A 23244-nucleotide genomic window follows, 5' to 3' on the forward strand; every position below is an offset into this window, starting at 1 on the left:
GAACATGGCGACCATCGACGTCAAACACGTGTACAAGCTGTTCGGGCCGCCGGCCGCGCATGCGCGCGTGCTCGACCTGCTGCGGGCCGGCAAGCGCAAGGCCGAGGTGCTGGCCGAAACGGGCTGCAACGTCGGGCTCAACGACGTGAGCCTCGGTATCGAGTCGGGCGAGATCTTCGTGATCATGGGGTTGTCGGGATCCGGGAAGTCGACGCTCGTGCGGCACTTCAACCGGCTGATCGAGCCGACCGCCGGCGAGATCGTCATCGACGGCCGCGACGTGATCAAGCTCGACGCGCACGGGCTGCGCGAGTTGCGCCGCTACAAGGTCAGCATGGTGTTCCAGAACTTCGGGCTGCTGCCGCACCAGACGGTGCTCGACAACGCCGCGTATGCGCTGCGCACGCGCGGCGAGAAGCGGCACGACGCGGCCGACGCGGCGCGCAACTGGCTGACGAAGGTCGGGCTGGACGGCTACGGCGACCATTATCCGGACGAGCTGTCGGGCGGAATGCGGCAGCGCGTCGGGCTGGCGCGCGCGCTGGCGGCCGACACCGACGTGCTGCTGATGGACGAGGCGTTTTCCGCGCTCGATCCGCTGATCCGCACCGAGATGCAGGATCAGTTGCTCGAACTGCAGGCGACGCTCGCGAAGACCATCGTGTTCATCACGCACGATCTCGACGAGGCGTTGCGCATCGGCGACCGGATCGCGATCCTGCGCGACGGCACGCTGGTGCAGGTCGGGACGCCGGACGACATCCTGTCGCGGCCGGCGGACGACTATGTGAGACGGTTCGTGGAGAAGCGCACGAGCGTGGCTTGAGCGGCCGGATTGCTGCGCGAATGAAAAACGGCGCATCGCGACGAGCGGTGCGCCGTTTTTTACAGGGTTCCGCCGACGGGATCCGTGCGACGAGCGGGCGTTTCCGGTCAGTTGCCGATGCAGTGGACTCGTCGGCAGTTGTCTTCATGCCACGCCCGCCTATTTGGTGCCGAGTACACAGGCAAGCGGATGCGACGCCGTGCCGTTGCGCTGCACGGCGACCGACACGAAACCCGCGTCGCTCATCAGCCGCGCGAGCTTGTCGGGCCGATGGGCATCGTAGGGTGCGCGGTCGATGTCGCGGACGGTGATCGCGACGATTCCGCCGCGCCAGACGACGCGCCGCAATTCGCGCAGGCCGTGTGCGGGCGCGGGCCAGAAGTAGATGCAGTTGATCGAGAACGCCTTGTCGAACGCGTCGTCCGGGAATGGCAGCGCGTCGACGGAGCCGAGCGCGAGGTTCACGCGCCCTTGTTCGATGGGTACGCGGTTCAAGCGTTTCGCGGCGGCCAGCATGGTCAGCGAGTGATCGACGCCGGCGACGTGGCAGGACGGCGCCGCTTCGGTCGCGAGCCGGATCGCGTCGCCGGGCCGAACCCGACTTCGAGTACCCGGTCGCTGTCGCCGATTGCCAGCAACGACAGGGTCCACACGTTGTCCAGCCGGTTGTGCTGGCGCATGATGCGGCCGGCGATGCGCCCGGCGAGGCCGCGCGGCCGTCCGGGTTGCCCGAGATGAGTCGCCATGATGTGCTCTCCTTTCCGGCCCGGGCGAGCAAGCGGCGTGCCGCCGGCAGGGCCGCCGCGGCGGCCGGGGAGAGCAGGGGACCGCGCGGGCCCCGTTCGCGGGATCAGGGCGCGACGGTTTCCCGTTCGCCTTCGCGCGCGCCGGCCGTCTCGCCGCGCCGCGCGTCGGCCAGAATCAGGTCGGCCCCTTTCTCCGCGACCATCATCGTCGGCGCGTTGATGTTGCCCGACGTGATGTTCGGAAACACCGACGCATCGACGATCCGCAGCGCCTGCAGCCCGTGCACGCGCAGCGACGCATCGACGACGGATGTCGCCGCATCGGGACCCATCGCGCACGAGCCACACAGGTGGTAGATCGAACCCGACTGCTCGCGGAAGTATTGCAGCATCGCTTCATCGGAATCGACTTGCGGGCCCGGCGAGATTTCCTCGACGGTCATCGATTTCAACGCTGGCGCGCGCATCAGCGCACGGATCAGCTTGCTGCCCTGCACGGCTTCGTCGAGATCCTTCTGCGTGGTCAGCGCGTTGATGTGGATCCTCGCGGCATCCTCCGCGCGGTTCGACGCGATCTCGATCGTGCCGCGGCTCGTCGGCCGGCACGGGTTGAACGCGATCAGGAAGCCCGAATACGGCTCGGGCTTGATGCTCGCGCGCTCGCTCTTCGGGATCCGGTACGACAGCGGGTTGAAGTAGAGCTGCAGGTTCGGTTCGTGCGCGTCGCCCGACCCGCGGAAGAAGCCGCCGGCCTGGTTCACGCTCATCGCGAGCGGGCCGCGCTTCGTCAGCAGGTAGCGCAGCCCGATCCTCATCTTGCCGAGCAGCGTGCCCATCTCGTCGTTCAGCGTTGGCCGGTTCGCCTTGAAGTAGAAGCTCACGCACAGGTGATCCTGCAGGTTGCGGCCGACGGCCGGCAGCGCATGCACGAGCGGCACGCGCCGGCGCGCGAGCAGCGCCGGATCGCCGACCCCCGACAGTTGCAGCAGCTTCGGCGTATCGACCGCGCCGGCGGCGAGAATCACCTCGCGCGCGGCGACGAGCGTTTCGTCGCCGTGCTCGCCGGCGACGACCACGCCGGTTGCACGCGTGCCGTCGAACGTCACGCGCCGCACGAGCACGCCGGCACGCAGCGTGAGGTTCGCACGACCCAGCGCGGGCCGCAGGTACGCGAAGCTGCTCGAACAGCGTTCGCCGTGCTTCGTGTTCAGGTCGTAGATGCCCGCGCCTTCGAACTGCGCGCCGTTGAAATCGTCGGTGCGCGGCAGGTTCAGCTGCCCGCAGCCTTTCAGGAACTCGTGGACGATCGGATGCACGTCGGCCTTCATCGACGTGATGTGGATCGGCCCCGTCGCGCCGTGATGCTGCGGATCGGTCGCGCCGGCCGCGTGGGTTTCGAGCTTGCGGAAGTACGGCAGCACGTCGTCGTACGCCCAGCCCGGATTGCCGGCCCTCGCCCAGTCGTCGTAGTCGCTGCGCTGGCCGCGCACGTAGACCATCGCGTTGATCGAGCCCGATCCGCCGACCACCTTGCCGCGCGGGCAGTACAGCTTGCGGTCGGCGAGCTGCGCTTCGGGCTCGCTGTAGTACATCCAGTTGTAGCGGCGGTTGTAGTAGGTCTTCGTGAAGCCGACCGGTACCTTGAACCAGAACGACGCGTCGCGCTCGCCCGCTTCGAGCAGCAGCACCGAGTGCCGGCCCGATTCGCTCAGGCGATTCGCGAGGATGCAGCCGGCCGAGCCCGCGCCGACGATGATGTAGTCGTAGGTCATGTCGTTTCCTCTGCGCTTAGCCCTTCGCCGGGGCGAGGTCCTTCACGTCGACGGGCTTCTCCCCCATCTGCAGGTGCAGTCGCTCGCCCGTGTACGGCGTGTGGCGCTTCACGACGTCCATGTTCAGTTCGATGCCGAGGCCCGGCTCGTTCGACGGAACGATGTAGCCGTCTTCCCAGCGGATCGGCGTCTTCACGACTTCCGAATGGAAACCGCCCCACGTCATGATGCTTTCCTGGATCAGGAAGTTCGGCGTGCAGGTCGCGAGCTGGATGCTTGCGGCCGCCCCCACCGGCCCGTTGTACAGGTGCGGCGCGATCTGCGCGTAGTGCACTTCCGCGAGCGTCGCGATCTTCTTCGCTTCGAGCAGGCCGCCCACGCGCGCGACGTTCAGTTGCAGGATCGATGCGCCGCCCGCCTGCAGCAGCTTGTGGAATTCGTACTTGGTCGTCAGGCGCTCGCCGGTCGCGATCGGAATCGACGTGTGCTTCGCGACTTCGGCGATCGCTTCTTCCTGCCCGGGCGGCACGGGCTCCTCGAACCACAACGGGTCGTACTTTTCGAGCCGCTTCGCGAGCCGGATCGCCGACGACGGCACCATCTGCCCATGCGTGCCGAACAGCAGGTCGGCCTTGCTGCCGACGGCTTCGCGTACGCGCCGGCAGAACAGTTCGCAGCGGTCGAGGACTTCGAGCGACAGCTGGTGGCCGGAATAGGCGGTGTACGGGCCGGCCGGATCGAACTTGACGGCCGTGAAGCCGTGCTTCACGTTCTCGGCGGCGCATTCGGCGGCAAGGTCGGGATCGTCGTAGTCGTATTCGCCGCGCGCGTTCTTCGGATACAGATACGTGTACGAGCGCAGCCGTTCGTGGATCCTGCCGCCGAGCAGTTCGTACACGGGCTTGCCGGCTGCCTTGCCGACGATGTCCCAGCACGCCATTTCGAGGCCGCTGACCACGCCCATCATCGTCAGGTCCGGCCGCTGCGTGAAGCCGCTCGAATACGCGTGGCGGAACAGCCGCTCGACGTGGTGCGGGTCGTGGTTCAGCAGGTAGCGGTCGAACACGTCGTCGATGATCGGGCCCATCGCCTTCGGGTGGAACGTCGCCGAATAGATCTCGCCGACGCCTTCGATGCCGTCGTCGGTCTTCAGTTTCACGAAGATCCAGTACATGCCGCCGATGTGCGGCGGCGGCACGGCGACGATATGGGTTTCGAGCGAGACGATCTTCATGCGGACTCCTGAATGCGGTTGAGGCGGATTTTGAGGAACGCGGCGGCGCTCGCTCCGCAGAGCGCCACGGCCGCGATATAGCCGAAATAGAGCTGGTAGCCGTGCGCGCCCGGCCAGGTCTGCGTCACGTAGCCATTGATCAGCGGCACGAACACGTCGGGCGAATAGCCGAGTACCGAGATCAGGCCGATCGCGAGGCCCGCGCAGTGCGTCGGCACCTTGCAGTCGTCGAGCAGCGACCAGTACAGGCCTCGGATCGCGTAAGTGAGGATGCCGATGAACAGCACGAGCACGACGAGCATCGCCTGCGGGCTGTGCGCGGGCGCCGCGATCAGCCCGACCAGCGACAGCGCGGCGAGCACGAGCGCCCAGAACAGCACGGACACTTTCGACACGCGGTCGCCAAGGAAGCCGCCGCCGATGCCGCCGACGGGGCGCATCCACAGCTTGAGCGTCGTGATGAAGCCGGCCGCCGTCGCGCTGAGCCCGAAATTGCCTTCGTGCAGGTACGCCGAGAAGCTGTAGGTCGCCCAGAACACCTGGTAGCCGCAGAACACGATCGCGGCGACGAGCCACAGCTCGGGGATCGCCGCGAGCGTTTTCAGGTCGCTCAGGACGTTGCCCTTGGCGGCGCGCTTGATGGCGGCCGCACGGTCGTCGGTGCGCGCCGGATCCTTCACCAGCGCGAGCACCACGCCGAGCCCGATGCAGCAGAACGCGTACAGGTGCACCACGAGCTTGAAGCCGGCCGCATCGGTGCCGCCGTGCGTGTGCGTCACGTAGGCGAACAGCGTGATCGCGATCGTCGCGAGCAGCGCCTCGACGAGCCCGCGGCCGCCGTCGAGCAACCCGAAGAAGCGGCCCTGTTCGTCGCGGCCCGCGATCATGTTCACGCGCTTGATCACGGCCGCCCAGAACGTGAGGCCGGTCGTCAGCCCCCAGCCGGCGAAGATCGCCACGAGCGTGTCGAACGACGGCCCGGTCGCGTAGATCAGCCCGAGCGCGCCCGTCGCGAGCAGCGAGAAGCAGATCAGCCAGCGCGGCGACAGCCGGTCGGCGAGCCAGCCGCTCGGCAGGTAGCTGACGAGAAAGATCGTGCCGAGCGACGAGTACAGGTAGCCGAGCTGCACGTCGTCGATCCGGAAGAACTGCAGCATCGTCGGCTGATACACCTGCCGCAGATACAGCATTGGATAGATCGCGCCCGCGGCAATCACGAGCAGCAGCAGTTGCAGGTAGCGTTGCGAGCGCGAATGTTGTGACGCGTGGGCGTCGTCGTGCAACGCGAGCGACGCGGCGGGCGTCGACGGTTGGGTCGGCATGATGTCTTCCTCCATCAGACTTCCGCGGTTCGGAGGTCTGCAGATTTGTTTTGTGTCGGATCGGATCAGGGGCGGTGCGCGCGCCGGCGACGGTGCGCCGGCGCGGCGGCGTCAATACTTCATGACGACGAGGCGCGTCTGCGTGAATTCGAGCATGCCGTGCTTGCCGTCGTCGCCGCCGAGGCCCGAGCGCTTCCAGCCGGCATGGAAGCCCTGATACGGATCGGCCGGCGTGCGGTTCACGTACAGCTCGCCCGCCTCGATCGCGTTCGCGACGGTCATCGCGGTGCGATAGCGCTCGGTGTAGAGCACCGACGACAGGCCGAACTGGTGATCGTTCGCGAAGCCGATGGCCTCGTCGAGCGTCGTGTAGCGCAGCACCGGCATGACCGGGCCGAAGGTTTCCTCCTGCACGATCTCCATGTCCTGCCGGCAGTTCGTCAGCAGCGTGGCCGGGTAGAAGAAACCGGGCCCGTCGGGGATCGTGCCGCCGGTTTCGAGCGTCGCACCTGCCGCGACCGCGCGTTCGACCATCCCGTGGATGTGTGCGCGCGCGGCCGCACTGACGAGCGGGCCCATCCGCGTGGCGTCTTGCGCGCGGTCGCCGCTGCGCACGGCGGCCATCTTGTCCTTCAGCAACGCGACGAAGCGGTCGTGCACGCTGTCGTGCACGTACACGCGTTCGATCGCCGTGCACAGCTGGCCGCAATGCGTCGTCTTCGATGCGACGAGCGCGGCGGCCGCGCGTTCGAGATCGGCATCGGGCTCGATGATCGCGGGCGTCTTGCCGCCGAGTTCGAGCGACGGCTTCGCGATGTTCGCCTTGCAGTAGTCGAGCACCTTGCGGCCCGCGTTCACGCTGCCGGTCAGCGTGATCATCCCGACCGCCGGATGCGTGCACAGCGCTTCGGCCGTCGCATGGTCCATCGTCAGGATGTTGACGACGCCCGGCGGGAAGCCGGCCTCGTCGACGGCCTTCGCGATCTCGAACGCCGACACCGGCGTGTGGTTGCTCGGCCGCACGACCACGGTGTTGCCGGCGATCAGCGCGGGCGCGACCTTGCGCAGCAGCGTGTACACGGGATAGTTGAACGGAATCAGGCACGCGACGACGCCGATCGGCTCGCGCTGCAGGAACAGGTTCTCGTCGGGCGTATCGCTCGGAATGATCTCGCCCTCGATCCGGCGTGCCCACTCGGCGTGGTAACGCGTGATCTGCCCGGCGTAGACGGCTTCGTTCGATGCGTCCTCGACGCTCTTGCCGGATTCCTGTGCGAGCGCCGCGCCGATTTCGGGCGCGCGCGCGGTCAGCGCGTCGGCGAAGCGGTGCAGGTACGCGGCGCGCTCGGCGCTCGGCAGCGTGCGCCACGCCCTTTGCGCGGCGGCTGCGGCGTCGACGGCAGCGAGCGTGTCGGCCGGCGTCGCGGCCGGCACGCGCGCGAACGGTGCTTCGGTGGCGGGATTGTGGACGACGATGAACGTGTCGCTTTCCGGGGCGACGAAACGGCCGTTCACGTAGTTGCGTTCGGTGCGCATGAAGTGACTCCTCCGATGGATGCCCGGCGGATCGCTTCGGGTGGCGACACGCGTGGCACGGGACGGAGTCATTCTGTTCATGCGTTTAGCGCACGACAAACGACTTATTTTTGCGTCGACCATGAGAAAAACGCACGTTACTCGACGAGTCGGCCGGAATCGCCCGTCGGGCAAGGCGATGACGGCTGGTGCGGCGCGTGGCGCAGGCGTGGGCCTTCGGGTATTTTCCGACTGGTCCGAGTGCGGACGGGCTCGGGAGCCGGTAAGGTATCGCCGCCCGGAGGCGGAGGCGGAGGCGGAGGCGGAGGCGGAGGGCGGACCGCGGACGGCGGCTCGGGCCGATCTCAGGCCAGCGGCACTTGCGGCAGCGGCGACGACGGTTCGAGGTGGCGTTTCGCGAGCCATACTTCCTGCTGCAGCCAGTCGCGGAACTGCACGATGTGCGGCAGATTCGTCTGCTCGGGTCGCGTGACGAACCAGTACGACTGGTGGCCGTCGACGTGCACGTTGAGCACCTGCATCAACTGCCCGGCCGCGAGTTCGCGCGCGACCATGTGACGGTCGGCGATGGTGATCCCGAGGCCGTCGATCGCCGCGCGGATCGCATGGTCGAGCAGGTCGAATTCGTAGCCGCCGCGCGTGTCGACGTCGGCGATGCCGGCGGCCTTCAGCCAGTGCTGCCAGGTCAGGTAGCGCTGGTCGTCGGTCGCGAGCACGTGCAGCAGCGTGAAGCGATTCAGGTCGATCGGCGCGCCTTCCTGCCGCAGCCGCGCATACAGCGCGGGCGCACAGACGGCGATATGCTGCTCCTGCATCAGCAGCGCGTTGTCGAAGCCGTCCCATTCGCCGTCGCCGAACCGGATCGCGCAGTCGAGCACGCGGGATTCGCCGAGGCTGTCGTGGATGCGCGTCGTGAGGCTCAGCTCGAACTCGGGATGCGCATCGCGCAGCCGGCCGAGGCGCGGCATCAGCCAGCGCGCGGCGAAGGTGGGCGGCACGTTCGCGCGCAGACGGTTCAGGTGGGTTTTTTCCTGCAGGCTGCGCACCGTCAACTCGATCTTGTCGAACGATTGCTGCAGCGCGCGCAGCAGCACGCGGCCGGCCGCCGTCAGTTCGAGCTGGTGATGGCGGCGCTCGAGCAGGGTTTCGCCGAGCTGGCCTTCGAGCTGGCGGACCTGCCGGCTCACCGCGCTCTGCGTCACGTTGAGCAGTTCGGCCGCGCGCGTGAAGCTGCCGGTGCGGCCGGCCATCTCGAAGGCTTTCAGCGCATTCAGCGCCGGCATCTTGCGTCTCACGGGGCAATGTCGTGTTTGGTGCGGGATGCTTATTGTAGGCGGGAGCTTGGCACGGCGGGGCGATGAATGACGGGGTGAAAGGCGCCGGGCCTCGGGGTTTTCACGGCATGACGGCCGGCGCGCTTTTCTGCGATAAAGCTGCCCGCGGAATGGCCGGCGGCGCCGGCCGGCAACCATACGAACGATACGAACGAAGGGGACACACATCATGCGACGCCTGCCATCGTTGATCGCGCTGCGATTTTTCGAGGAGACCGCGCGTCACCTGAGCTTCAATCGCGCGGCGGTGTCGCTGTGCGTGACGCAAGGCGCGGTGAGCCGGCAGATCCGGCTGCTCGAGGAAGCGCTCGGCGCACGCCTGTTCGAGCGCGATCACAAGGGCGTGCGCCTGACCGACGCCGGCCAGCGGTTGCTGCCGTTCATCGGGCAGGCGTTCGACACGATCGAGCGCGGCGTCGGCGAAATCGCCGCGACGCGGCCGGGCGCGAAGCGGCGCCTGACGATATCGCTGCCGCCGACGTTCGCCACGCAGTGGTTCTCGCCGCGGCTCGGCACGCTCGCGGAGGCGCTGCCCGACGTCGAGCTGTCGATTCGCACCGAGCCGGCCGACGATTGCGATTGTCATGTCCGCTTCGGGCGTGCGGCGCGGCCGGGCATGCATTCGGAGCTGCTGATGATGGAGCGGCATGCGCTGGTCGGCGCGCCGCGCTACCGAGGCGACACGCTCGATGCGCTGCTCGGCCGGCTGCCGTCGCTGCACGTGCTGCACGAGGGCCGGCGCCTGACGCTGTGGGCCGACTGGTGCGAGCAGGCCGGCATCGCGCCCGAACGAATCGGCGACGGCATCGAGTTCTCGACGCTCGAACAGGCGATCCGGGCGGCGCGCAAGGGCGCTGGGCTTGCCGTGGTCGACCTCACGATGATCGAGGAGGAGATCGCCGAAGGCAGCCTCGTGCGGCTGTCGCCGGTGCAGCCGATCGGGCCGTTCGGCTATTGGCTCGATATCGCGCCGGAGAGCGTCGCGGTCGAGCCGGTGATCGCGTTTGCCGCGTGGCTGCGGGAGCAGGCGGCGAGGAAGGGGGAGGGGACGACGTCGCCGTTGAGACGCAGCTGACGGGCGGGTACGAAAGGTTGACGACGGATATCCGGTTTTCGGATCGAATCAACCTCGGATGAGTGACGGCGAAGGTCAGCCTGCCCGAACTATCGAGATAAGCCTGAACATCCGAATCGGCCGGTGCGCCACAGCCCACGGCGTGCGGCATCGCGGATACGGCAAGTTTCAGATCTTCTATCGGGTCAAAGGCGATCCCTCCGTGCAGATCGACGTGCTTCACGTACTGCACGGCGCGCGGGACTGCACGAGCATTCTGTTCTGAGCCGAGCGGCGGTTTCCAGCTTTTTCGTCAGTGGCAAAGTACGCGTTACAAACGAAGGAATCCGGCCATGGCCGGGTTCCTTCGTTGCGTATCGCGATGCCGTGCCTCCTGCCGTCGGCGCGTCGCTCGCCTCAATGCCCCGCCGCCTCTTCCAGCGTCAGGTGCTTGGTCTCCGGCGCCCACGCGATCGACACGATCATCCCGACCAGCAGCACACCGGCCAGCGCGAACATCGTCGCGTGAAAGCCGAGCGTCGCGATGCCGACCGGCAGAAGGAACGTGCCAATCGCCGAACCGAGCCGGCTGCATGCGATCGCGAGGCCCACGCCGCTCGCACGCACCTCGGTCGGGAAGCATTCGGGCGGAAACACGCCGACGAGATTGCTGAACGCCGACATCGTCAGCGTGAAGATCGCGAACGCGACGATCATCGCAACGGCCGCCGACGACGGCAGCACCGCCAGCGCGACGAGCGACGCGCACGTCACCGCGAACGAGCCGATCAGGAAGCCGCGGCGCGACAACCGGATCGTCAGCCAGATCCCGATCAGCGCGCCGAGCACGAGGAAGCCGTTCAGCAGGAGATCGGCGCCGAAACCTTCGGCGAGACCGATCGTCTTCAGGATCGTCGGCAGGAACGTGTAGATCGCGAAGTACGGAATCACGAGACACACGAAGAACGCGCAGTTGAAGACCGTCCGGCGGATCAGGTCGCGCCGGAACAAGCGCGCAAAGCCCGTATTCGCATGCGGTTCGGCCGAGCCGTCGAGCACCACGTGCGGCCCGAAATGCTTCGCGACGATCGCGCGCGCCTCGCGCTCGCGGCCCTTGCCGAGCAGCCAGCGCGGCGATTCGGGTGTGCCGATGCGCAACACCAGCACGACCAGCGCAGGCAGCGCGGCCGACGCGAGCAGCCAGCGCCATGCATCGGGCGCGGCATCGCTGTACGCGAGGCCGAGCACGTTCGCGGCGACATAGCCGATCGTCCAGATCACGCTGAACGAACCGAGCAACGCACCGCGATGCTTGCGCGGCGAAAATTCGGCGAGAATCGCGTGGCCGACCGTGAAGTCGCCGCCCATCCCGAAGCCGATCAGCACGCGCAGCACGCACAGTTCGAGCGGCGAGCTCACGAAGAACTGCGCAAACGCAGCCGCGGTGATGATCACGAAGCTCGTCAGGAAGATCTTCTGCCGGCCCATCCGGTCGGACAGCCAGCCGAATACGAGGCTGCCGAAGAAGATGCCGATCAGTGCGGAGCTGCCGATCATCCCCATCCAGAACGCGTCGATCGGCATCTGCTTGCCGAGCGCGGCGAGCGCATAGCCGATCGTGCCGAGCGTGTAGCCCTCGGTGAAATGCGCGCCGAACGTCAGGCCGGCGATCTTCACGTGGAAGCGGTTGAGCGGCACGTCGTCGAGCGCGATGGGGCGGTGCGGCACATCGGCGCCGCGCGACAGTGGCAGCGCGCGTGCGGTGCCGGATTGAACGTTGGCTTGATTCAAGCAGCCTCCTGGATTGTTATGTGTGTCGTCGCAAGCGGTGCGCGACGAACCGACGTCGTCGCGCGACCGTGCGGCGCGAGCCGTCCGCCGGGCGGCGGCCGGGCAGCGCTCAGCGGCCGAGGCCGGCCATCAGCGTGTACTTGAGCTCCACGTATTCGTCGAGGCCGTACTTCGAGCCTTCGCGACCGAGCCCCGATTGCTTGACGCCGCCGAACGGCGCGACTTCGGTCGAGATGATCCCGTCGTTGACGCCGACCATCCCGCTTTCCAGCGCGCCCGCCACACGCCATGCACGGCCGAGGTCGCGCGTGTAGAAATACGCGGACAGCCCGAACGGCGTGTCGTTGGCCGCGGCGACGGCTTCATCCTCGGTCGTGAAGCGGAAGCAGCCGGCGACGGGGCCGAAGGTTTCCTCTTCGGCGATCAGCATGTCGGGCGTCATGCCGGTCAGCACGGTGGGCTCGTAGAAAGTGCCGCCGAGCGCGTGGCGCTTGCCGCCGGTGAGCACGTTCGCGCCTTTCGCGGTGGCGTCGGCGACGTGCTGCTCGACCTTGCCGAGCGCCGCTTCGTTGATCAGCGGGCCCTGGTCGACTTCGCCCGCGAGCGCGTTGCCGACCCGCAGCTTGCGCACGGCGTCCGCGAGCTTGTGCGTGAACGCGTCGTACACGCCGTCCTGCACGAGGAAGCGGTTCACGCACACGCAGGTCTGGCCGGTGTTGCGGAACTTCGACGCGATCGCGCCGTCGACCGCCGCATCGAGATCGGCGTCGTCGAACACGATGAACGGCGCGTTGCCGCCGAGTTCGAGCGACAGCTTCTTCAGCGTGTCGGCCGACTGCTTCGCGAGCAGCTTGCCGACCCGCGTCGAGCCCGTGAACGACAGCTTGCGTACGACGGGTGAGCTCGTCAGCGTCTCGCCGATCGCGACCGCGTCGCCCGACACCACGTTGAACACGCCGGCCGGCACGCCCGCCCGCTCGGCGAGCACCGCGAGCGCGAACGCCGACAGCGGCGTTTCCTCGGACGGCTTGAGCACCATCGTGCAGCCGGCCGCGAGCGCCGGGCCGGCCTTGCGCGTGATCATCGCGAGCGGGAAATTCCACGGCGTGATCGCCGCGACGACGCCGACCGGCTCGCGCGTGACGACGATCTGCGCATTCGGCTTCGGGCTCGGGATCACGTCGCCGTACATGCGCTTCGCCTCTTCCGCGAACCATTCGAGAAAGCTGGCCGCGTAGGCCACTTCGCCGCGCGCTTCCGCGAGCGGCTTGCCCTGTTCGCGCGTCAGCAGCTCGGCGAGCGCATCGCGGTGTTCGAGCATCAGCTCGCCCCAGCGCTTCACGCGTGCGCCGCGCTCCTTCGCGGTCAGTGCGCGCCATGCGGGAAACGCGCGGGCGGCCGCGTCGATCGCACGCTGCGTGTCGTCGGCGCCGCCTTTCGCGACCTTCGCGATCATCTCGCCGGTCGCCGGGTTCAGCACCGGATAGGTCGCGTCGCTCGCGCCATGCGATTCGTGCCATTCGCCGCCGATGTAATGGCCGGTCCTCAGAAATTCGTTCATCGTATGTCGTTCCTTCAGTGCTTCAGTCTGCCGCGAAACTGCCCTGCGCCGGGCGCGGCTCGCGCGCGATGCGCTTGCCGGCCGTGTAGTCGTTGATCAGGTCGCACGGCGTGTAGTTGCGTTCCAGTTCGTGCAGTTCCTCTTCGGTGAGCCGTGTTTCGAGCGCACCGAGCGCGCTGTCGAACTGCGCGACGGAATCCGCGCCGACCAGCATGCTCGCGACGCCGGGACGGCTCAGCACCCACGCCTGCGCGATCTGCGCGGGCGGCACGCCGCGCCGCTTCGCGACCTTCGCGACCGACGCGGCGATCGCGAGCGACGACGCGTCGCCGTACATCTGCGCGGTGAAGAAGTCGGTCTGGTTGCGCGTCGATTGCGGCTCGCAGGTCAGCAGGCCGCGCGCAAGCGGGCTGAACACCGAGACGCCGACACCTTGGTCGATGCAGTACGGCACCATCTCGCGCTCTTCCTCGCGATACGCGAGATTGAGCTGCAGCTGCATGTTGATCGGCTTGTCCCAGCCGTTTCGTTCGCAGGCCTGCATGATCTTCGCGAACTGCCACGTGTACATCGTCGACACGCCGATGTAGCGTGCCTTGCCCGCGCGCACGATGTCGTGCAGCGTGCTCATCGTTTCCTCGACGGGCGTGTTCACGTCGAAGAAATGCAGCATGAAGATGTCGACGTAATCCATCCCGAGACGCTTGAGCGACCCGTCGATGCCGTCGAGCACGTGCTTGCGCGAATGGCCGCCGGCATTCGGGTCGCTACCCATGTCGTAGCCGACCTTGGTCGTCACGACGAGCTCCTCGCGGCGCGCGTTGCGCTTCAGGATGCGGCCCACCACTTCCTCGCCGACGCCCGTCGAATAGAAATCCGCGAGATCGATGAAGTTGACGCCGGCATCGAGCGCGCGGCGCACGATCGGCTCGCTCTGCGCTTCGTCGAAGATCCACGGCTTCCACTCGGGCGTGCCCATGTTCATCGTGCCCAGACACAGGCGGGACACCTTCAGGCCGGACTGGCCGAGGCGGACGTATTCCATGCTTCCTCCTGATGCGGCCTGGCCGGCCGCGCGTTGTCGTTGTCGGTTCCGTCAGTTCTTTTTCGGCGTGTAGAACGGATTCGACACGTCGCGTGCGGCGGCGAACACCGCGTCGCGATGCGGCAGTCCTTCCATCGCCGCGACGATCGCGTTGCGGCATGCGCGGTAGTTGTTCTCGAACACGGCATCGAGATCGTCGGTCTGCGGGTTCACCCAGTTCGCCGACACGACGACCCAGTCGTTCTCCGCTTCGGGCGGCAGCGTGCCGTTCTCGAGCGCTTCGGCCACGGCCTTCGCGATGCCGGCCTGCGACGCGCCCCACGTGGCATTGCCGTGGAAGTCGCCGGCGATCTGCGCCTTGTTCACGTACAGCGTGAGCGGCTTGGTCGGTACGCCCGGCTGCGCGATCACGACGAACGGCGCATGGCCGGCCGACGGCGTCGCGAGCGCGGTCGCGAACGCCTGGCCCGCCGGGCCGTTGCGCGGGCCGACCAGCACGTTGATGTGCGCGAGGTTGACGCCGGGGCCTTCGAAGCCTTCGCCGATGTAAAGCTGCCTGGATTGGGATGCGGTCATTGCAATGTCTCGTCCATGAGGTTGGGTGTGAGGCGATTGTGGTGGGCCGCGATGCGGCCGGTGAATCGATGTTTCCTGATCGAGGTATGAGTTTTCGTCGTCTCCGGGAAAGCCCCGAGCCCGGCACGCGGCCGCCCGCCGGGCGGCCCGCGGCGGCCGTCGCGACGAGCGGCGGCGCACCGGCGGCGAAGGGGCGCCCGCGTACCGGCTCCGGGTTTGTCATACCCGGGCAGGGGTTGGAGGGCCGCGTGCATCCGGACAACAATCGGCGTACTCCGAGCCCTATCTTTCGTGTTCCCTTCCATTTTCGAAAGCGAGTAATTCCGATGGCTGCCATTGAGAAATCTGGCGCGCTGCGCCAGCCCCCCCGGGTGGAGCCCGCGCTCCTGGGCGCCTCGTCCGGAGTGGAGAGCCCGGGGCGGCCCGGCGTTTTCTCGAAGCCCGACTGGTCGAAACTGACGTCGCTCGACCCGGAGCTGATCCGCGCGTTCGTCGCGGTCGTCGAAAGCGGCGGCTTCACCTCGGCGGCCCGGCAACTGCATCGCACGCAGTCGACGATCAGCCTGCGCATCCGCACGCTGGAGGAGCGGCTCGACACGCACCTGTTCATGCGCAACAGCCGGCGGCTCGAGCTGTCGCGCGACGGCGAGAATTTCCTGATCCACGCGCGGCGGATCATCCAGGTGCAGAACGACGCGATCCGTGCGCTGAAGCAGGCGAGCAGCGATCGCGGCATCGTGCGCTTCGGGCTGCCGGAGGACTACGCGGAGCTGTGGCTGCCCGACCTGCTGAAGTCGTTCTATGCGCTGCGGCCGGGCGCACGCATGCACGTGCATTGCCGCACGTCGCTCGAACTGATCGAGCGGCTGCAGGCCGGCGAGCTCGACGTCGCGCTCGTCGTGCGGCACGGACCGAACGCCGGTGGGCGGCTGCTCGGCCGTCACGACGTCGTGTGGGCCGCGCATCGCGATTTCGCGCTCGAGCCGGATGCGTCAGTGCCGCTCGCGCTGTTTCCCGAGACGTGCTGCTACCGGCAACACGGGCTGCAGGCGCTCGCGACGGCCGAGCGGACGTATCACGTCGTCTATACGAGCCAGAGCCCGACCGGCATCAAGATCGCGGTGAACCACGGCGCGGCCGTGACGATGATCGATCGCTGCACGCTGCCCGAGAACTGGCGCGTGCTCGACGAGGCGGACGGGCTGCCGCCGCTGCCGGCGGCCGATCTCGAACTGCATCGCTCGCCCGGCATCTGCGATCCGCTGACCGACGATCTCGTCTCGCTGATCGAATCGATGGTCGACGAGCGGCGGCGCGCGTCGCTCGCGGCGTTCGCGTAACGCGGCGCCCGCGACGCGGGCGATGCCGCCGGCATGGCGCGCGGGGCGCCATCCCGGCGCGCATGCCGTTTTTTGCACGGCTACCCCGTTTTTTTGCACGGCGTTGATACGGTCTTTTCTAAGCTGGGGACGTGTCGAACAGCGGGGACGGCTTCCGTCGGTGCCGATGACCTTCGTTTATCCCTTTCCCCGCCCGATGTCGCCGATGGCCGTTCGCGCGCCGGTTGCGGGTCGCGGCTCGCGCTCGCCGAGCCGGGAACGGCGATTGCTCGGTTAATCCGCCGCCGATTTGCCGGCCGCCGTGCTGTCCCCCGGCCGGCGACGGCGGCCGTTTGTGCGCTGCGTCGAACGCGGCGCTACCCCGAACAGGGAGGGCCCATGTACCTTACGGAAGAAGTGCGTATTGCGCGCCCGGCTGCCCGTCGCGCGCATGCCGCGGCGTTGCCGTCGGGCAGGCAGCTTGCCCGGCAGTTGATGGTGACGGTTCGCGCGGCGGACGTGCTGCTGCGCCAAGCGATTCGCGTGCCCGATCGCCATCAATGGTCGGTCGACGCCGAGCGCGTCGATGCGGCCGGCGGGCCGCTCGCCGCGTGGGATTCCCACGTGACGTTCCGCATCGTCAAAGTATTCGCGCCGGCGCTCGATGCGCACGCGTGCGCGGCCGACCCCGATCAAGTGGCGGTCGAAATCCGATTGTTTCTTCCCGAACAGGCTTACGTCGCCGAGCGGCGCATCGGCATCTTCGGCCGGCGGCACGGCCAACGCTTCAGCGCGACGCTGTCGGTCACGGCCGGTTCGCAGTGGGGCGGCCGGCGCAGCGAGCGCGTTCCGCCGGCAGGGCGGCACGTGCACGGCGACACGCTGGAAGCGCTCGTCGATACGGTGGCCGGCATCGTCAATGCGGCGCTGGGCGTGGCCGCGCATGGCGCGAGTGCCCACGGGTGACGCCGCGGCGAGCGGGCGCCGCCAGGCTCAGGCGTCGCCGGCCTGTCCGGTCTGCCGTTGCAGGTCTTCCATCAATTGTTCCGCGAGGAAGTCGCACGGCGGCCGTTTCGACTTGGTGCTGCGCGCGAGGATCAGCTCGAGCGGCGGCAGGTCGGGCAACCCGTGCGAGCGGCCGAGCATCGACAGTTGCGCGGGAATCGCGCAGCGCGCGAGCGGTGCGACCGCGAGGCCGGCTTCGACCATGCTGAGCAGCCCGAGCAGGCTCGGGCTTTCATACGACGTGCGGTACGGCACTTTCGCGCGTTCGAGGCTGCGGATCGCGTTCTCGCGCGCGACGCTGCCCGGCATGAACACCGCGATCGGCAACGGCCGTTCCTCCCAGACGCGCGGCCCGTTCGTCATCGCCGCCCATGCCATCGGCTCGTGGCGGATGAAGTCGCCGGTGAGCCCCTTGATGCGCGTCCCGCATACGAGATCGACGGTGCCCTCCTTGATCAGCGGCGCAAGCGCGCTGCTCGGCAGCCCCATCACCTGGATCTCGACCTTCGGATAGGTCGCGGAGAATTTCTTCAGCACCGACGGCAGCAGCGACGAGGCATAGTCGTCCGGCACGCCGATCACGACCTTGCCGGTCACCTCCGGCCGCACCACGGCCGCCCATGCCTCGTCACGTAGCGCCAGCATTCGTCTGGCGAATCCCAGCAGCACCTCGCCCTCGCGCGTCAGCACGATGCTGCGCGGCTTGCGCACGAACAGCGGTCGGCCGATTGCATCTTCCAGGCTCTTGATCTGCATGCTCACCGCCGACTGCGAGCGGTTCACGGCCTCGGCCGCGCGGGTCATGTTGCCGGTTTCCGCGACGGCGACGACGGTGGCCAGTACGTCGTGATCGAGCATCTTCATGGGTATCAGGAAAACTGAACGTAACGATCAGCATTATGCGTTTTTATTGTTGCTGCGTGTCTGCCATAGTGCCATCACGTTTGCGCATCGCCCGAGCATGGCGCGGCGCTCGGGCCGGACGATCCGGCGTGCGGGACTGAACAGGAAAGCGTGGTGAATCGATGATGGACCATCCGTTGCGCGCCGCACTGGCCGCGGAATTGCATGCCCGGCCGTTCCTGCGGCTCGCCGAAGCGGTGTCGCTCACGCATTACGCGATCTATGCTGACGGCCAGCCCGACATCCACGAGACGCTGCTGCACGCGCTGTGCCGCGACACGGGCATCGACGCGCCGCATGAAGGCGCGACGCACTACGCGGTGCGCTCGCCGTGCGGCTGGCACCTGAAGTGGGAGCGCCATACCGAATTCTCGACCTTCACGTTCGTCGCGCCGCGTCGCGACACCGGCTATTTCGACGATGTCGCGATCGCCGGCATCCCGGCCGCGTGGTTCGCGCGGCTGGCCGGCATCCGCTTCGTCGCGGTGCGGATGGAGCTGCTGTCGGGCGACGCCGCGCGGCTCGCGTGCGGCGATCTGCGGCGCTGGATCGACGGGCCTGTGCTCGTCGGCAGTCGCGTGCTCGGTGGCGGCAAGGTGTTCTGCGACTGGCACGTGCGCGACGACGGCTTCATGCGCTTTCTCGTCGTCGACGAGGATTTCCGCGAGGAGCAGGGCGGCCGGCTGTTGCAGCGTCTGTACGAAATCGAGACGTACCGGATGATGGCGCTGCTTGCGCTGCCGGTCGCGCGCCGGATGAGCCGCGAGCTCGACGAGATTCACGCGGCGCTGCATGCGTTGATGCAGCGGATGGACGCGAGCGGCGCCGACGGCGACGACGCGGCGCTGCTGGTCAAGCTCACGCATCTCGCGGTGCGGGTCGAATCGTTGTCGGGATCGGGGGCGCGCTTCAGCGCGTCGCGCGCATACGAAAAGCTCGTGCTGGCGCGCATCCAGGAGTTGCGCGAGGAGCGTATCGAAGGGATGCCGACGATCGCCGAATTCATGGAACGGCGCTTCGCGCCGGCGATGGAAACGTGCCGCAGCGTATGGGCGCGCCACGAACAGATCGCCGCGCGGATCGCGCGTGCGGTCGACCTGCTGCGCACCCGCGTGAATCTCGCACAGGAAAAGGACGTCACGCGGCTGCTGGCCGGCATGGAGCGCACCGCGCGCAACCAGCTTCATTTGCAGCACGCGGTCGAAGGGCTGTCGGTGGCCGCCATTTCGTACTACGTGCTGTCGCTCGCGACGGCGGCGTTCAAGGCACTGCACGTGATGAACCTGCCGGTCGATCCGGAGCTGGCGGAAGGGCTGCTGATCGCGCCGGTCGTGTTCGCGGTGATCCACATCACGCGGCGCACGCGCGCGCAGCTTGCGCGGTCCGAGGCGGCGCATGGTGGGGAGCCCGTGCATGCGGTCGCGTTGAAGCGGGCCGGCTAGAACAGACGACATATCAAAGCAAAGGAGTGGAGATGACTTTCGTGCAAACGCAACACGCATGCTTCAGCGGTATCGATGCCTTCGATGAACCGGCCCAGGATGAAACCGGCGCACCGGAAGACGTGCGCGTGAGCTCGTATCAGGCCGTGCTGCAGGAGCCGACGACGTCGCTCGTCGGCGGGACGATCGATCGGCCGGAGGTCGCGGCGGTGGCGATCCTCGGGTACAACTGACGCGCGTTTCCTGCGCGTCGTATCGACGTAGCGCGGGCGTTGCGTTCGAGTGAAACGGTGTGGTCGTCCCGGCCTGACGACGGCGCTGGCGATGGCGTTCGCGGTGGCGTGAGCGCATGACGTCGCGCTATAGTCGTGCGATGCCCGCCGCGGGTGCCGCACGCCCGGCGATCCATTCACTCACGCGTTCGCCCGATGACACCCCATCCCGACGTCACCCTGCAATTGACCGATACCGGTCAACCGGCCGCCCGAGACTTCATCAGCCGCAAGCTCGGCGAATTCAACCATGCGATGACGGGGCGCGCCGATGCATCCGCGCTCGACATCTACGTGACCGACTCCGCGACCGGCGAGGTATTGGGCGGCCTCACCGGCCGGACGTCGCTTGGCCTGTTCTTCATCGACCTGTTCTATCTGCCCGACTCGCTGCGCGGCGGCGGCTTCGGCAGCCGGCTGCTGCGCGAGGCGGAAGCGGAAGCGAAGCGGCGCGGTTGCGCGCGTGCGGTGCTGTACACGATCTCGTTCCAGGCGCCGGATTTCTACCGGAAGCACGGTTACGAGACGTTCGGCGAAGTGCCGTGCGAGCCGGAAGGCGCGGCGCGCGTGTTCATGGTCAAGGTGCTTTGAGCGGCAGCGGGCAGCCCGCCCGATCGCTATGCGACCCGGTACGCGCGCCGGCGACGGGGAGTGCGGCGGTAGCCGAGCCCCACGCGGCGAGTTCGCGCTTCGTGCGCACGCCGAGCTTCGCGAATGCGCGCTTCACGTACGACTCGGCCGACGCGACGCGCACGCCGAGAATCCCGGCGGTTTCCGGCACGGTCTTGCCGGAGAGCAGGTGCTTGCAGGTTTCGTATTCACGTTTCGACAGCTTCACGCCGTCGGCCGCGAGCCGCGCATCGAATTGCGCGAGCGGATGGACGTCGGGCGTCGCGTGCGCGATGCGCCGCGCGGCGGTGGTCGACGCATGCAGTTCGAGCAGCGGAAACAGCATGTCGCTGATGCTGCGGAAGCGGTTCATCTCGGCGAGCGTGAACGGCGGCCGATCGCGGCCGCGCTCCAGTGCGATCGAATGCTGCGAATAACGCGTGCCGCGCGCGAGCACGCATTCATGCCCGATATGCACGTCGTCGAACAGCCGCTGGCGGAATTCGCCGGGCGGAATCGCCGCGATGTCGCGCACGACGAGCATCGTGCCCGTCTTGCCGCGCAGCCCCGCGAACAGCGGGTCGCTGTCGAGAAAGCGCTCGTAGTAGAGCGTCATCACGTCGGAGATGTCGGCGGACGCGGCGCCGATGCCGCTGCTGCCGATCCATTCGCAACGGTAGCCGGTGGGCATCGTGCCGTCGACGCGCGAACGTTCGACGTGCGCGACGTCGAGCGGCACGATGTCGTTCAGCAGTTGCGTAAGGCGCGGCACGAAATGCGGCGTGCCGACCGTCTCGATCAGCTCGCCCAATGTCTTGAACGATACGTTGAAGCGATCGTCGTCGCGGTGGGAGGCGTTCACGTTGAGCAGCATGCGGTTAACGAGGGCCTGTTCCGCCCATGATGCACGTTCCGCCGATACGAAAAAAGCCTGTGTGGGGCCGGGCATCGGAACGGCCGCCCGCAAGCCCGTCGTCAGCGGAAGCGGGCCTTGAAGCGGCTGGATTCTAGCGCTTGCCGCGACGGACGTCATCAGGGGGAAATACCGGCAGGCGTCTGCCGATCCGCTCGCCCCGTAAAACGTCGCGGGTCATTCCGAAGCGGGCATGCGGGAGCAGTGTAAGCGAGGAACCGTGCCCCTACCGTTTTCAATCGAGCGACATACGGTTCCGACGACTTCCCCGAGCACGGACGACCTGCCGCCGCGCGCATGCATGGGCCAAGTCAAGACGCGCGACTTCGGAGGAGCGCAAGCGGCCGGCGGGCAACGTGCGGATCGTCGGCATCGATACCGATACATGCGCGTCGCCGACTGTGCAGTCGGCTATCCTCACGACCATCGCACGCGATGGGTTTCGGCGGTTGCAGCGCCGCACGGAAGCAGCGATCGAGCAGGGCGGCGCACATGCGCCGCCCTCGTGCGTTCATGCGTCGATGCGCTCCACCTTGCCGACGAGCAGCCCGTACGACAGGCTGCCCGCGAGCGCCATCGCGGCGATGTAGGTGATCGCGCGCGAGAAGTCAGCGCCGTCGACCAGCAGCCCGATCACGATCGGCGTCGCGATCGCGGACAGGTTGCCGATCAGGTTGAATACGCCGCCCGTGAGGCCGAGCAGCCGCGCGGGCGCGAGCCCCGACACGAGCGACCACGTGATCGACGCGAAGCCGTTGCCGAAAAAGGCGATCGTCATGAACGCGATCACCCAGCCGGTGGAGCTCACGTAGTTCGCGCCGATGATGCAGGTCGAGATCAGCAGCCCCGAGATGATCGGCAGCTTGCGCGCGAAGCCTTGCGAGGCGCCACGCCGCATCAGCCAGTCCGACAGCACGCCCGAGCAGAGCACGCCGACGAACGCGGCGAGGAACGGCAGCGACGCGAGGAAGCCCGACTTGATGAAGTCCATCCCGCGATACTTGACGAGATAGGTCGGAAACCACGTGAGGAAGAACCACAGCGTCGAATTCAGCGCGAACTGGCCGACGTAGATGCCCCACAGCTTGCGCCGGCCGAGCACGACGCCGAGGTCGCGCCACGTCGACGGGCTGCGTTCGCTGCGCGCCGCGACGCGGTCCTCGAGATCGACGAGCCCGCCGCCGTCGCGGATCAGCGCGATTTCGGCCGCATTGACGCCGCGAAACGCGCGCGGCTCGCGATACACCGCGTACCAGATCGCGGCCCACGCGATGCCGGCGAGGCCGGTCGCGACGAACACCATGTGCCAGCCGAGACGCGCTTGCAGCCATGCGAGCACCGGTGTGAGGAACGCGAGGCCGACGAATTGCCCCGACGTGTAGCCGCCGATCGCGCTTGCGCGCTCGCGGGTCGGGAACCACGTCGTCACCACGCGGTTGTTGATCGGGTAGGCCGGCGCTTCCAGCGCGCCGACCGCAAGACGCAGCACGATCAGCCCGACGAACGAACCGGCGAAACCGAGCAGCAGCGTCGCGGCGGACCACAGCGCGAGCGCACCCGCATACAGTACGCGCGGCGACACCTTGTCGACGAGCCAGCCGCCCGGAATCTGCATCAGCGCATAGGTCCAGCCGAACGCGGAGAACACGAGGCCCGCGCGGACCGGATCGATGTTCAGCGCCTTGAACAGCTCGGGCGCCGCGATCGACAGGTTGCTGCGGTCGAGATAGTTGATCACGACGGTGACGAACAGCAGCGCGAGGATCAGCAGCCGCTTGCGGCTCGGCGGCGCGGCGGGGGCCGCGGCCACGGTCGCGCGGGCGGCGGATTCCGATGAGGAACCGGTGTGCGCGGACGGCCGCGCGTTCGGGGTGGCATGGGTGCGTGACGCGGATTGGGCCACGGTCGTCTCCTTATATCTTCGATTTGCTTCAAACTTCAGTGGTGGCGCGCCGTTTGGCGCGCTGCTTTGCCGGTTGGCGGC

22 protein-coding genes are annotated in these 23244 nt (G+C 67.7%); 8 read left to right on the forward strand and 14 right to left on the reverse strand.

The genetic code is table 11. The annotated features are described in order from the left end of the window. The first annotated feature begins 4 nt into the window (after positions 1-4). Complete coding sequence (locus WS61_RS17230) at positions 5-826, forward strand: glycine betaine/L-proline ABC transporter ATP-binding protein (protein WP_059501775.1); 822 nt, start codon at positions 5-7, stop codon at positions 824-826. Positions 827-985: 159 nt separating this feature from the next. On the opposite strand, the gene WS61_RS17235 is transcribed toward WS61_RS17230, so the two are convergent. The 7 genes from WS61_RS17235 to WS61_RS17260 form a co-directional block, all read right to left on the reverse strand. After that, entirely contained in the window at positions 986-1405 is a 420-nt protein-coding gene (locus tag WS61_RS17235) for a class I SAM-dependent methyltransferase (RefSeq protein WP_257127284.1), read from the reverse strand. Further along, on the reverse strand, positions 1345-1572 hold the full coding sequence (locus WS61_RS35675) for a hypothetical protein (protein ID WP_257127286.1): 228 nt from the start codon (positions 1570-1572) through the stop codon (positions 1345-1347). The genes WS61_RS17235 and WS61_RS35675 overlap by 61 nt, the downstream gene beginning before the upstream one ends. Before the next feature lie 104 nt (positions 1573-1676). Beyond that, entirely contained in the window at positions 1677-3344 is a 1668-nt protein-coding gene (locus WS61_RS17240) for a GMC family oxidoreductase (RefSeq protein WP_059501779.1), read from the reverse strand. 16 nt (positions 3345-3360) lie between these two features. Next, complete coding sequence (locus WS61_RS17245) at positions 3361-4578, reverse strand: mandelate racemase/muconate lactonizing enzyme family protein (protein ID WP_059501781.1); 1218 nt, start codon at positions 4576-4578, stop codon at positions 3361-3363. Then, a complete protein-coding gene (locus WS61_RS17250) occupies positions 4575-5900 on the reverse strand; it encodes an MFS transporter (RefSeq protein WP_179949685.1) in 1326 nt (441 codons plus the stop codon). Before WS61_RS17250 ends, WS61_RS17245 begins: the two co-directional genes overlap by 4 nt. A gap of 111 nt (positions 5901-6011) precedes the next feature. Continuing rightward, entirely contained in the window at positions 6012-7436 is a 1425-nt protein-coding gene (gene aldA / locus WS61_RS17255) for an aldehyde dehydrogenase (protein WP_059501783.1), read from the reverse strand. Positions 7437-7780: 344 nt separating this feature from the next. Then, positions 7781-8719 carry a LysR substrate-binding domain-containing protein gene (locus WS61_RS17260; protein WP_059501785.1) on the reverse strand — a complete coding sequence of 313 codons (939 nt, stop codon included), beginning with the start codon at positions 8717-8719 and terminating at the stop codon, positions 7781-7783. 220 nt (positions 8720-8939) lie between these two features. On the opposite strand from WS61_RS17260, the gene WS61_RS17265 reads away from it, so the two are divergent. Together WS61_RS17265 and WS61_RS35680 are read left to right on the forward strand one after the other, a co-directional pair. Then, positions 8940-9845 carry a LysR substrate-binding domain-containing protein gene (locus WS61_RS17265; RefSeq protein WP_059501787.1) on the forward strand — a complete coding sequence of 302 codons (906 nt, stop codon included), beginning with the start codon at positions 8940-8942 and terminating at the stop codon, positions 9843-9845. A 58-nt stretch (positions 9846-9903) separates the two neighbouring features. Continuing rightward, positions 9904-10110: a hypothetical protein gene (locus WS61_RS35680; protein ID WP_257127282.1), complete on the forward strand. Its 207-nt coding sequence runs from the start codon at positions 9904-9906 to the stop codon at positions 10108-10110. A gap of 131 nt (positions 10111-10241) precedes the next feature. On the opposite strand, the gene WS61_RS17275 is transcribed toward WS61_RS35680, so the two are convergent. The 4 genes from WS61_RS17275 to fae all read right to left on the reverse strand — a co-directional run bounded on the left by WS61_RS17275 (position 10242) and on the right by fae (position 14797). Then, positions 10242-11615, reverse strand: a complete 1374-nt coding sequence (locus WS61_RS17275; RefSeq protein ID WP_059501789.1) for an MFS transporter — start codon at positions 11613-11615, stop codon at positions 10242-10244. A 109-nt stretch (positions 11616-11724) separates the two neighbouring features. Further along, a complete protein-coding gene (locus WS61_RS17280) occupies positions 11725-13176 on the reverse strand; it encodes an NAD-dependent succinate-semialdehyde dehydrogenase (protein WP_059501791.1) in 1452 nt (483 codons plus the stop codon). A gap of 22 nt (positions 13177-13198) precedes the next feature. Continuing rightward, positions 13199-14221 (reverse strand): aldo/keto reductase, encoded by a 1023-nt coding sequence (locus tag WS61_RS17285; RefSeq protein ID WP_059501793.1) that lies wholly within the window; start codon positions 14219-14221, stop codon positions 13199-13201. 51 nt (positions 14222-14272) lie between these two features. Further along, a complete protein-coding gene (gene fae / locus WS61_RS17290) occupies positions 14273-14797 on the reverse strand; it encodes a formaldehyde-activating enzyme (protein WP_059501795.1) in 525 nt (174 codons plus the stop codon). 326 nt (positions 14798-15123) lie between these two features. Here fae and WS61_RS17295 point away from each other — a divergent pair, with 326 nt between their 5' ends. Together WS61_RS17295 and WS61_RS17300 are read left to right on the forward strand one after the other, a co-directional pair. Continuing rightward, the gene (locus WS61_RS17295) at positions 15124-16137 is read left to right on the forward strand and encodes a LysR family transcriptional regulator (protein ID WP_257127283.1); all 1014 of its coding nucleotides are present in this window, start codon (positions 15124-15126) and stop codon (positions 16135-16137) included. Between the two features lie 378 nt (positions 16138-16515). Next, entirely contained in the window at positions 16516-17082 is a 567-nt protein-coding gene (locus WS61_RS17300; protein ID WP_034205598.1) for a hypothetical protein, read from the forward strand. Positions 17083-17109: 27 nt separating this feature from the next. Here the strand turns inward: WS61_RS17300 and WS61_RS17305 are convergent, their stop codons facing one another. Then, complete coding sequence (locus WS61_RS17305) at positions 17110-17985, reverse strand: LysR family transcriptional regulator (RefSeq protein ID WP_034205597.1); 876 nt, start codon at positions 17983-17985, stop codon at positions 17110-17112. A gap of 161 nt (positions 17986-18146) precedes the next feature. On the opposite strand from WS61_RS17305, the gene WS61_RS17310 reads away from it, so the two are divergent. The 3 genes from WS61_RS17310 to WS61_RS17320 all read left to right on the forward strand — a co-directional run bounded on the left by WS61_RS17310 (position 18147) and on the right by WS61_RS17320 (position 20329). Continuing rightward, positions 18147-19466 carry a DUF3422 family protein gene (locus WS61_RS17310; RefSeq protein WP_059501797.1) on the forward strand — a complete coding sequence of 440 codons (1320 nt, stop codon included), beginning with the start codon at positions 18147-18149 and terminating at the stop codon, positions 19464-19466. 32 nt (positions 19467-19498) lie between these two features. After that, positions 19499-19699 carry a hypothetical protein gene (locus WS61_RS17315; protein ID WP_059501798.1) on the forward strand — a complete coding sequence of 67 codons (201 nt, stop codon included), beginning with the start codon at positions 19499-19501 and terminating at the stop codon, positions 19697-19699. A gap of 195 nt (positions 19700-19894) precedes the next feature. Continuing rightward, positions 19895-20329, forward strand: coding sequence for a GNAT family N-acetyltransferase (locus WS61_RS17320; protein WP_034205594.1), 435 nt, complete (start codon positions 19895-19897; stop codon positions 20327-20329). Here the strand turns inward: WS61_RS17320 and WS61_RS17325 are convergent. Then, positions 20316-21221: a helix-turn-helix transcriptional regulator gene (locus tag WS61_RS17325; protein ID WP_059501800.1), complete on the reverse strand. Its 906-nt coding sequence runs from the start codon at positions 21219-21221 to the stop codon at positions 20316-20318. The two genes, WS61_RS17320 and WS61_RS17325, sit on opposite strands and share 14 nt — an antisense overlap. Before the next feature lie 550 nt (positions 21222-21771). After that, a complete protein-coding gene (locus WS61_RS17330) occupies positions 21772-23163 on the reverse strand; it encodes an MFS transporter (protein WP_059501802.1) in 1392 nt (463 codons plus the stop codon). Positions 23164-23244 lie beyond the last annotated feature (81 nt).

Origin of the sequence: Burkholderia sp. ABCPW 11, assembly GCF_001523445.1 — a bacterium.
Taxonomy (GTDB): Bacteria; Pseudomonadota; Gammaproteobacteria; order Burkholderiales; family Burkholderiaceae; genus Burkholderia.

Coding starts and splice junctions, on each gene's coding strand:
- WS61_RS17300 (WP_034205598.1), top strand. CDS start 16,516: ATGTACCTTACGGAAGAAGTGCGTATTGCGCGCCCGGCTGCCCGTCGC.
- WS61_RS17240 (WP_059501779.1), bottom strand. CDS start 3,344: ATGACCTACGACTACATCATCGTCGGCGCGGGCTCGGCCGGCTGCATC.
- WS61_RS17280 (WP_059501791.1), bottom strand. CDS start 13,176: ATGAACGAATTTCTGAGGACCGGCCATTACATCGGCGGCGAATGGCAC.
- WS61_RS17310 (WP_059501797.1), top strand. CDS start 18,147: ATGATGGACCATCCGTTGCGCGCCGCACTGGCCGCGGAATTGCATGCC.
- fae (WP_059501795.1), bottom strand. CDS start 14,797: ATGACCGCATCCCAATCCAGGCAGCTTTACATCGGCGAAGGCTTCGAA.
- WS61_RS17325 (WP_059501800.1), bottom strand. CDS start 21,221: ATGCTGCTCAACGTGAACGCCTCCCACCGCGACGACGATCGCTTCAAC.
- WS61_RS17320 (WP_034205594.1), top strand. CDS start 19,895: ATGACACCCCATCCCGACGTCACCCTGCAATTGACCGATACCGGTCAA.
- aldA (WP_059501783.1), bottom strand. CDS start 7,436: ATGCGCACCGAACGCAACTACGTGAACGGCCGTTTCGTCGCCCCGGAA.
- WS61_RS35680 (WP_257127282.1), top strand. CDS start 9,904: ATGAGTGACGGCGAAGGTCAGCCTGCCCGAACTATCGAGATAAGCCTG.
- WS61_RS17245 (WP_059501781.1), bottom strand. CDS start 4,578: ATGAAGATCGTCTCGCTCGAAACCCATATCGTCGCCGTGCCGCCGCCG.
- WS61_RS17285 (WP_059501793.1), bottom strand. CDS start 14,221: ATGGAATACGTCCGCCTCGGCCAGTCCGGCCTGAAGGTGTCCCGCCTG.
- WS61_RS17230 (WP_059501775.1), top strand. CDS start 5: ATGGCGACCATCGACGTCAAACACGTGTACAAGCTGTTCGGGCCGCCG.
- WS61_RS17265 (WP_059501787.1), top strand. CDS start 8,940: ATGCGACGCCTGCCATCGTTGATCGCGCTGCGATTTTTCGAGGAGACC.
- WS61_RS17250 (WP_179949685.1), bottom strand. CDS start 5,900: ATGCCGACCCAACCGTCGACGCCCGCCGCGTCGCTCGCGTTGCACGAC.
- WS61_RS17315 (WP_059501798.1), top strand. CDS start 19,499: ATGACTTTCGTGCAAACGCAACACGCATGCTTCAGCGGTATCGATGCC.
- WS61_RS17295 (WP_257127283.1), top strand. CDS start 15,124: ATGGCTGCCATTGAGAAATCTGGCGCGCTGCGCCAGCCCCCCCGGGTG.
- WS61_RS17260 (WP_059501785.1), bottom strand. CDS start 8,719: ATGCCGGCGCTGAATGCGCTGAAAGCCTTCGAGATGGCCGGCCGCACC.
- WS61_RS17305 (WP_034205597.1), bottom strand. CDS start 17,985: ATGAAGATGCTCGATCACGACGTACTGGCCACCGTCGTCGCCGTCGCG.
- WS61_RS35675 (WP_257127286.1), bottom strand. CDS start 1,572: ATGGCGACTCATCTCGGGCAACCCGGACGGCCGCGCGGCCTCGCCGGG.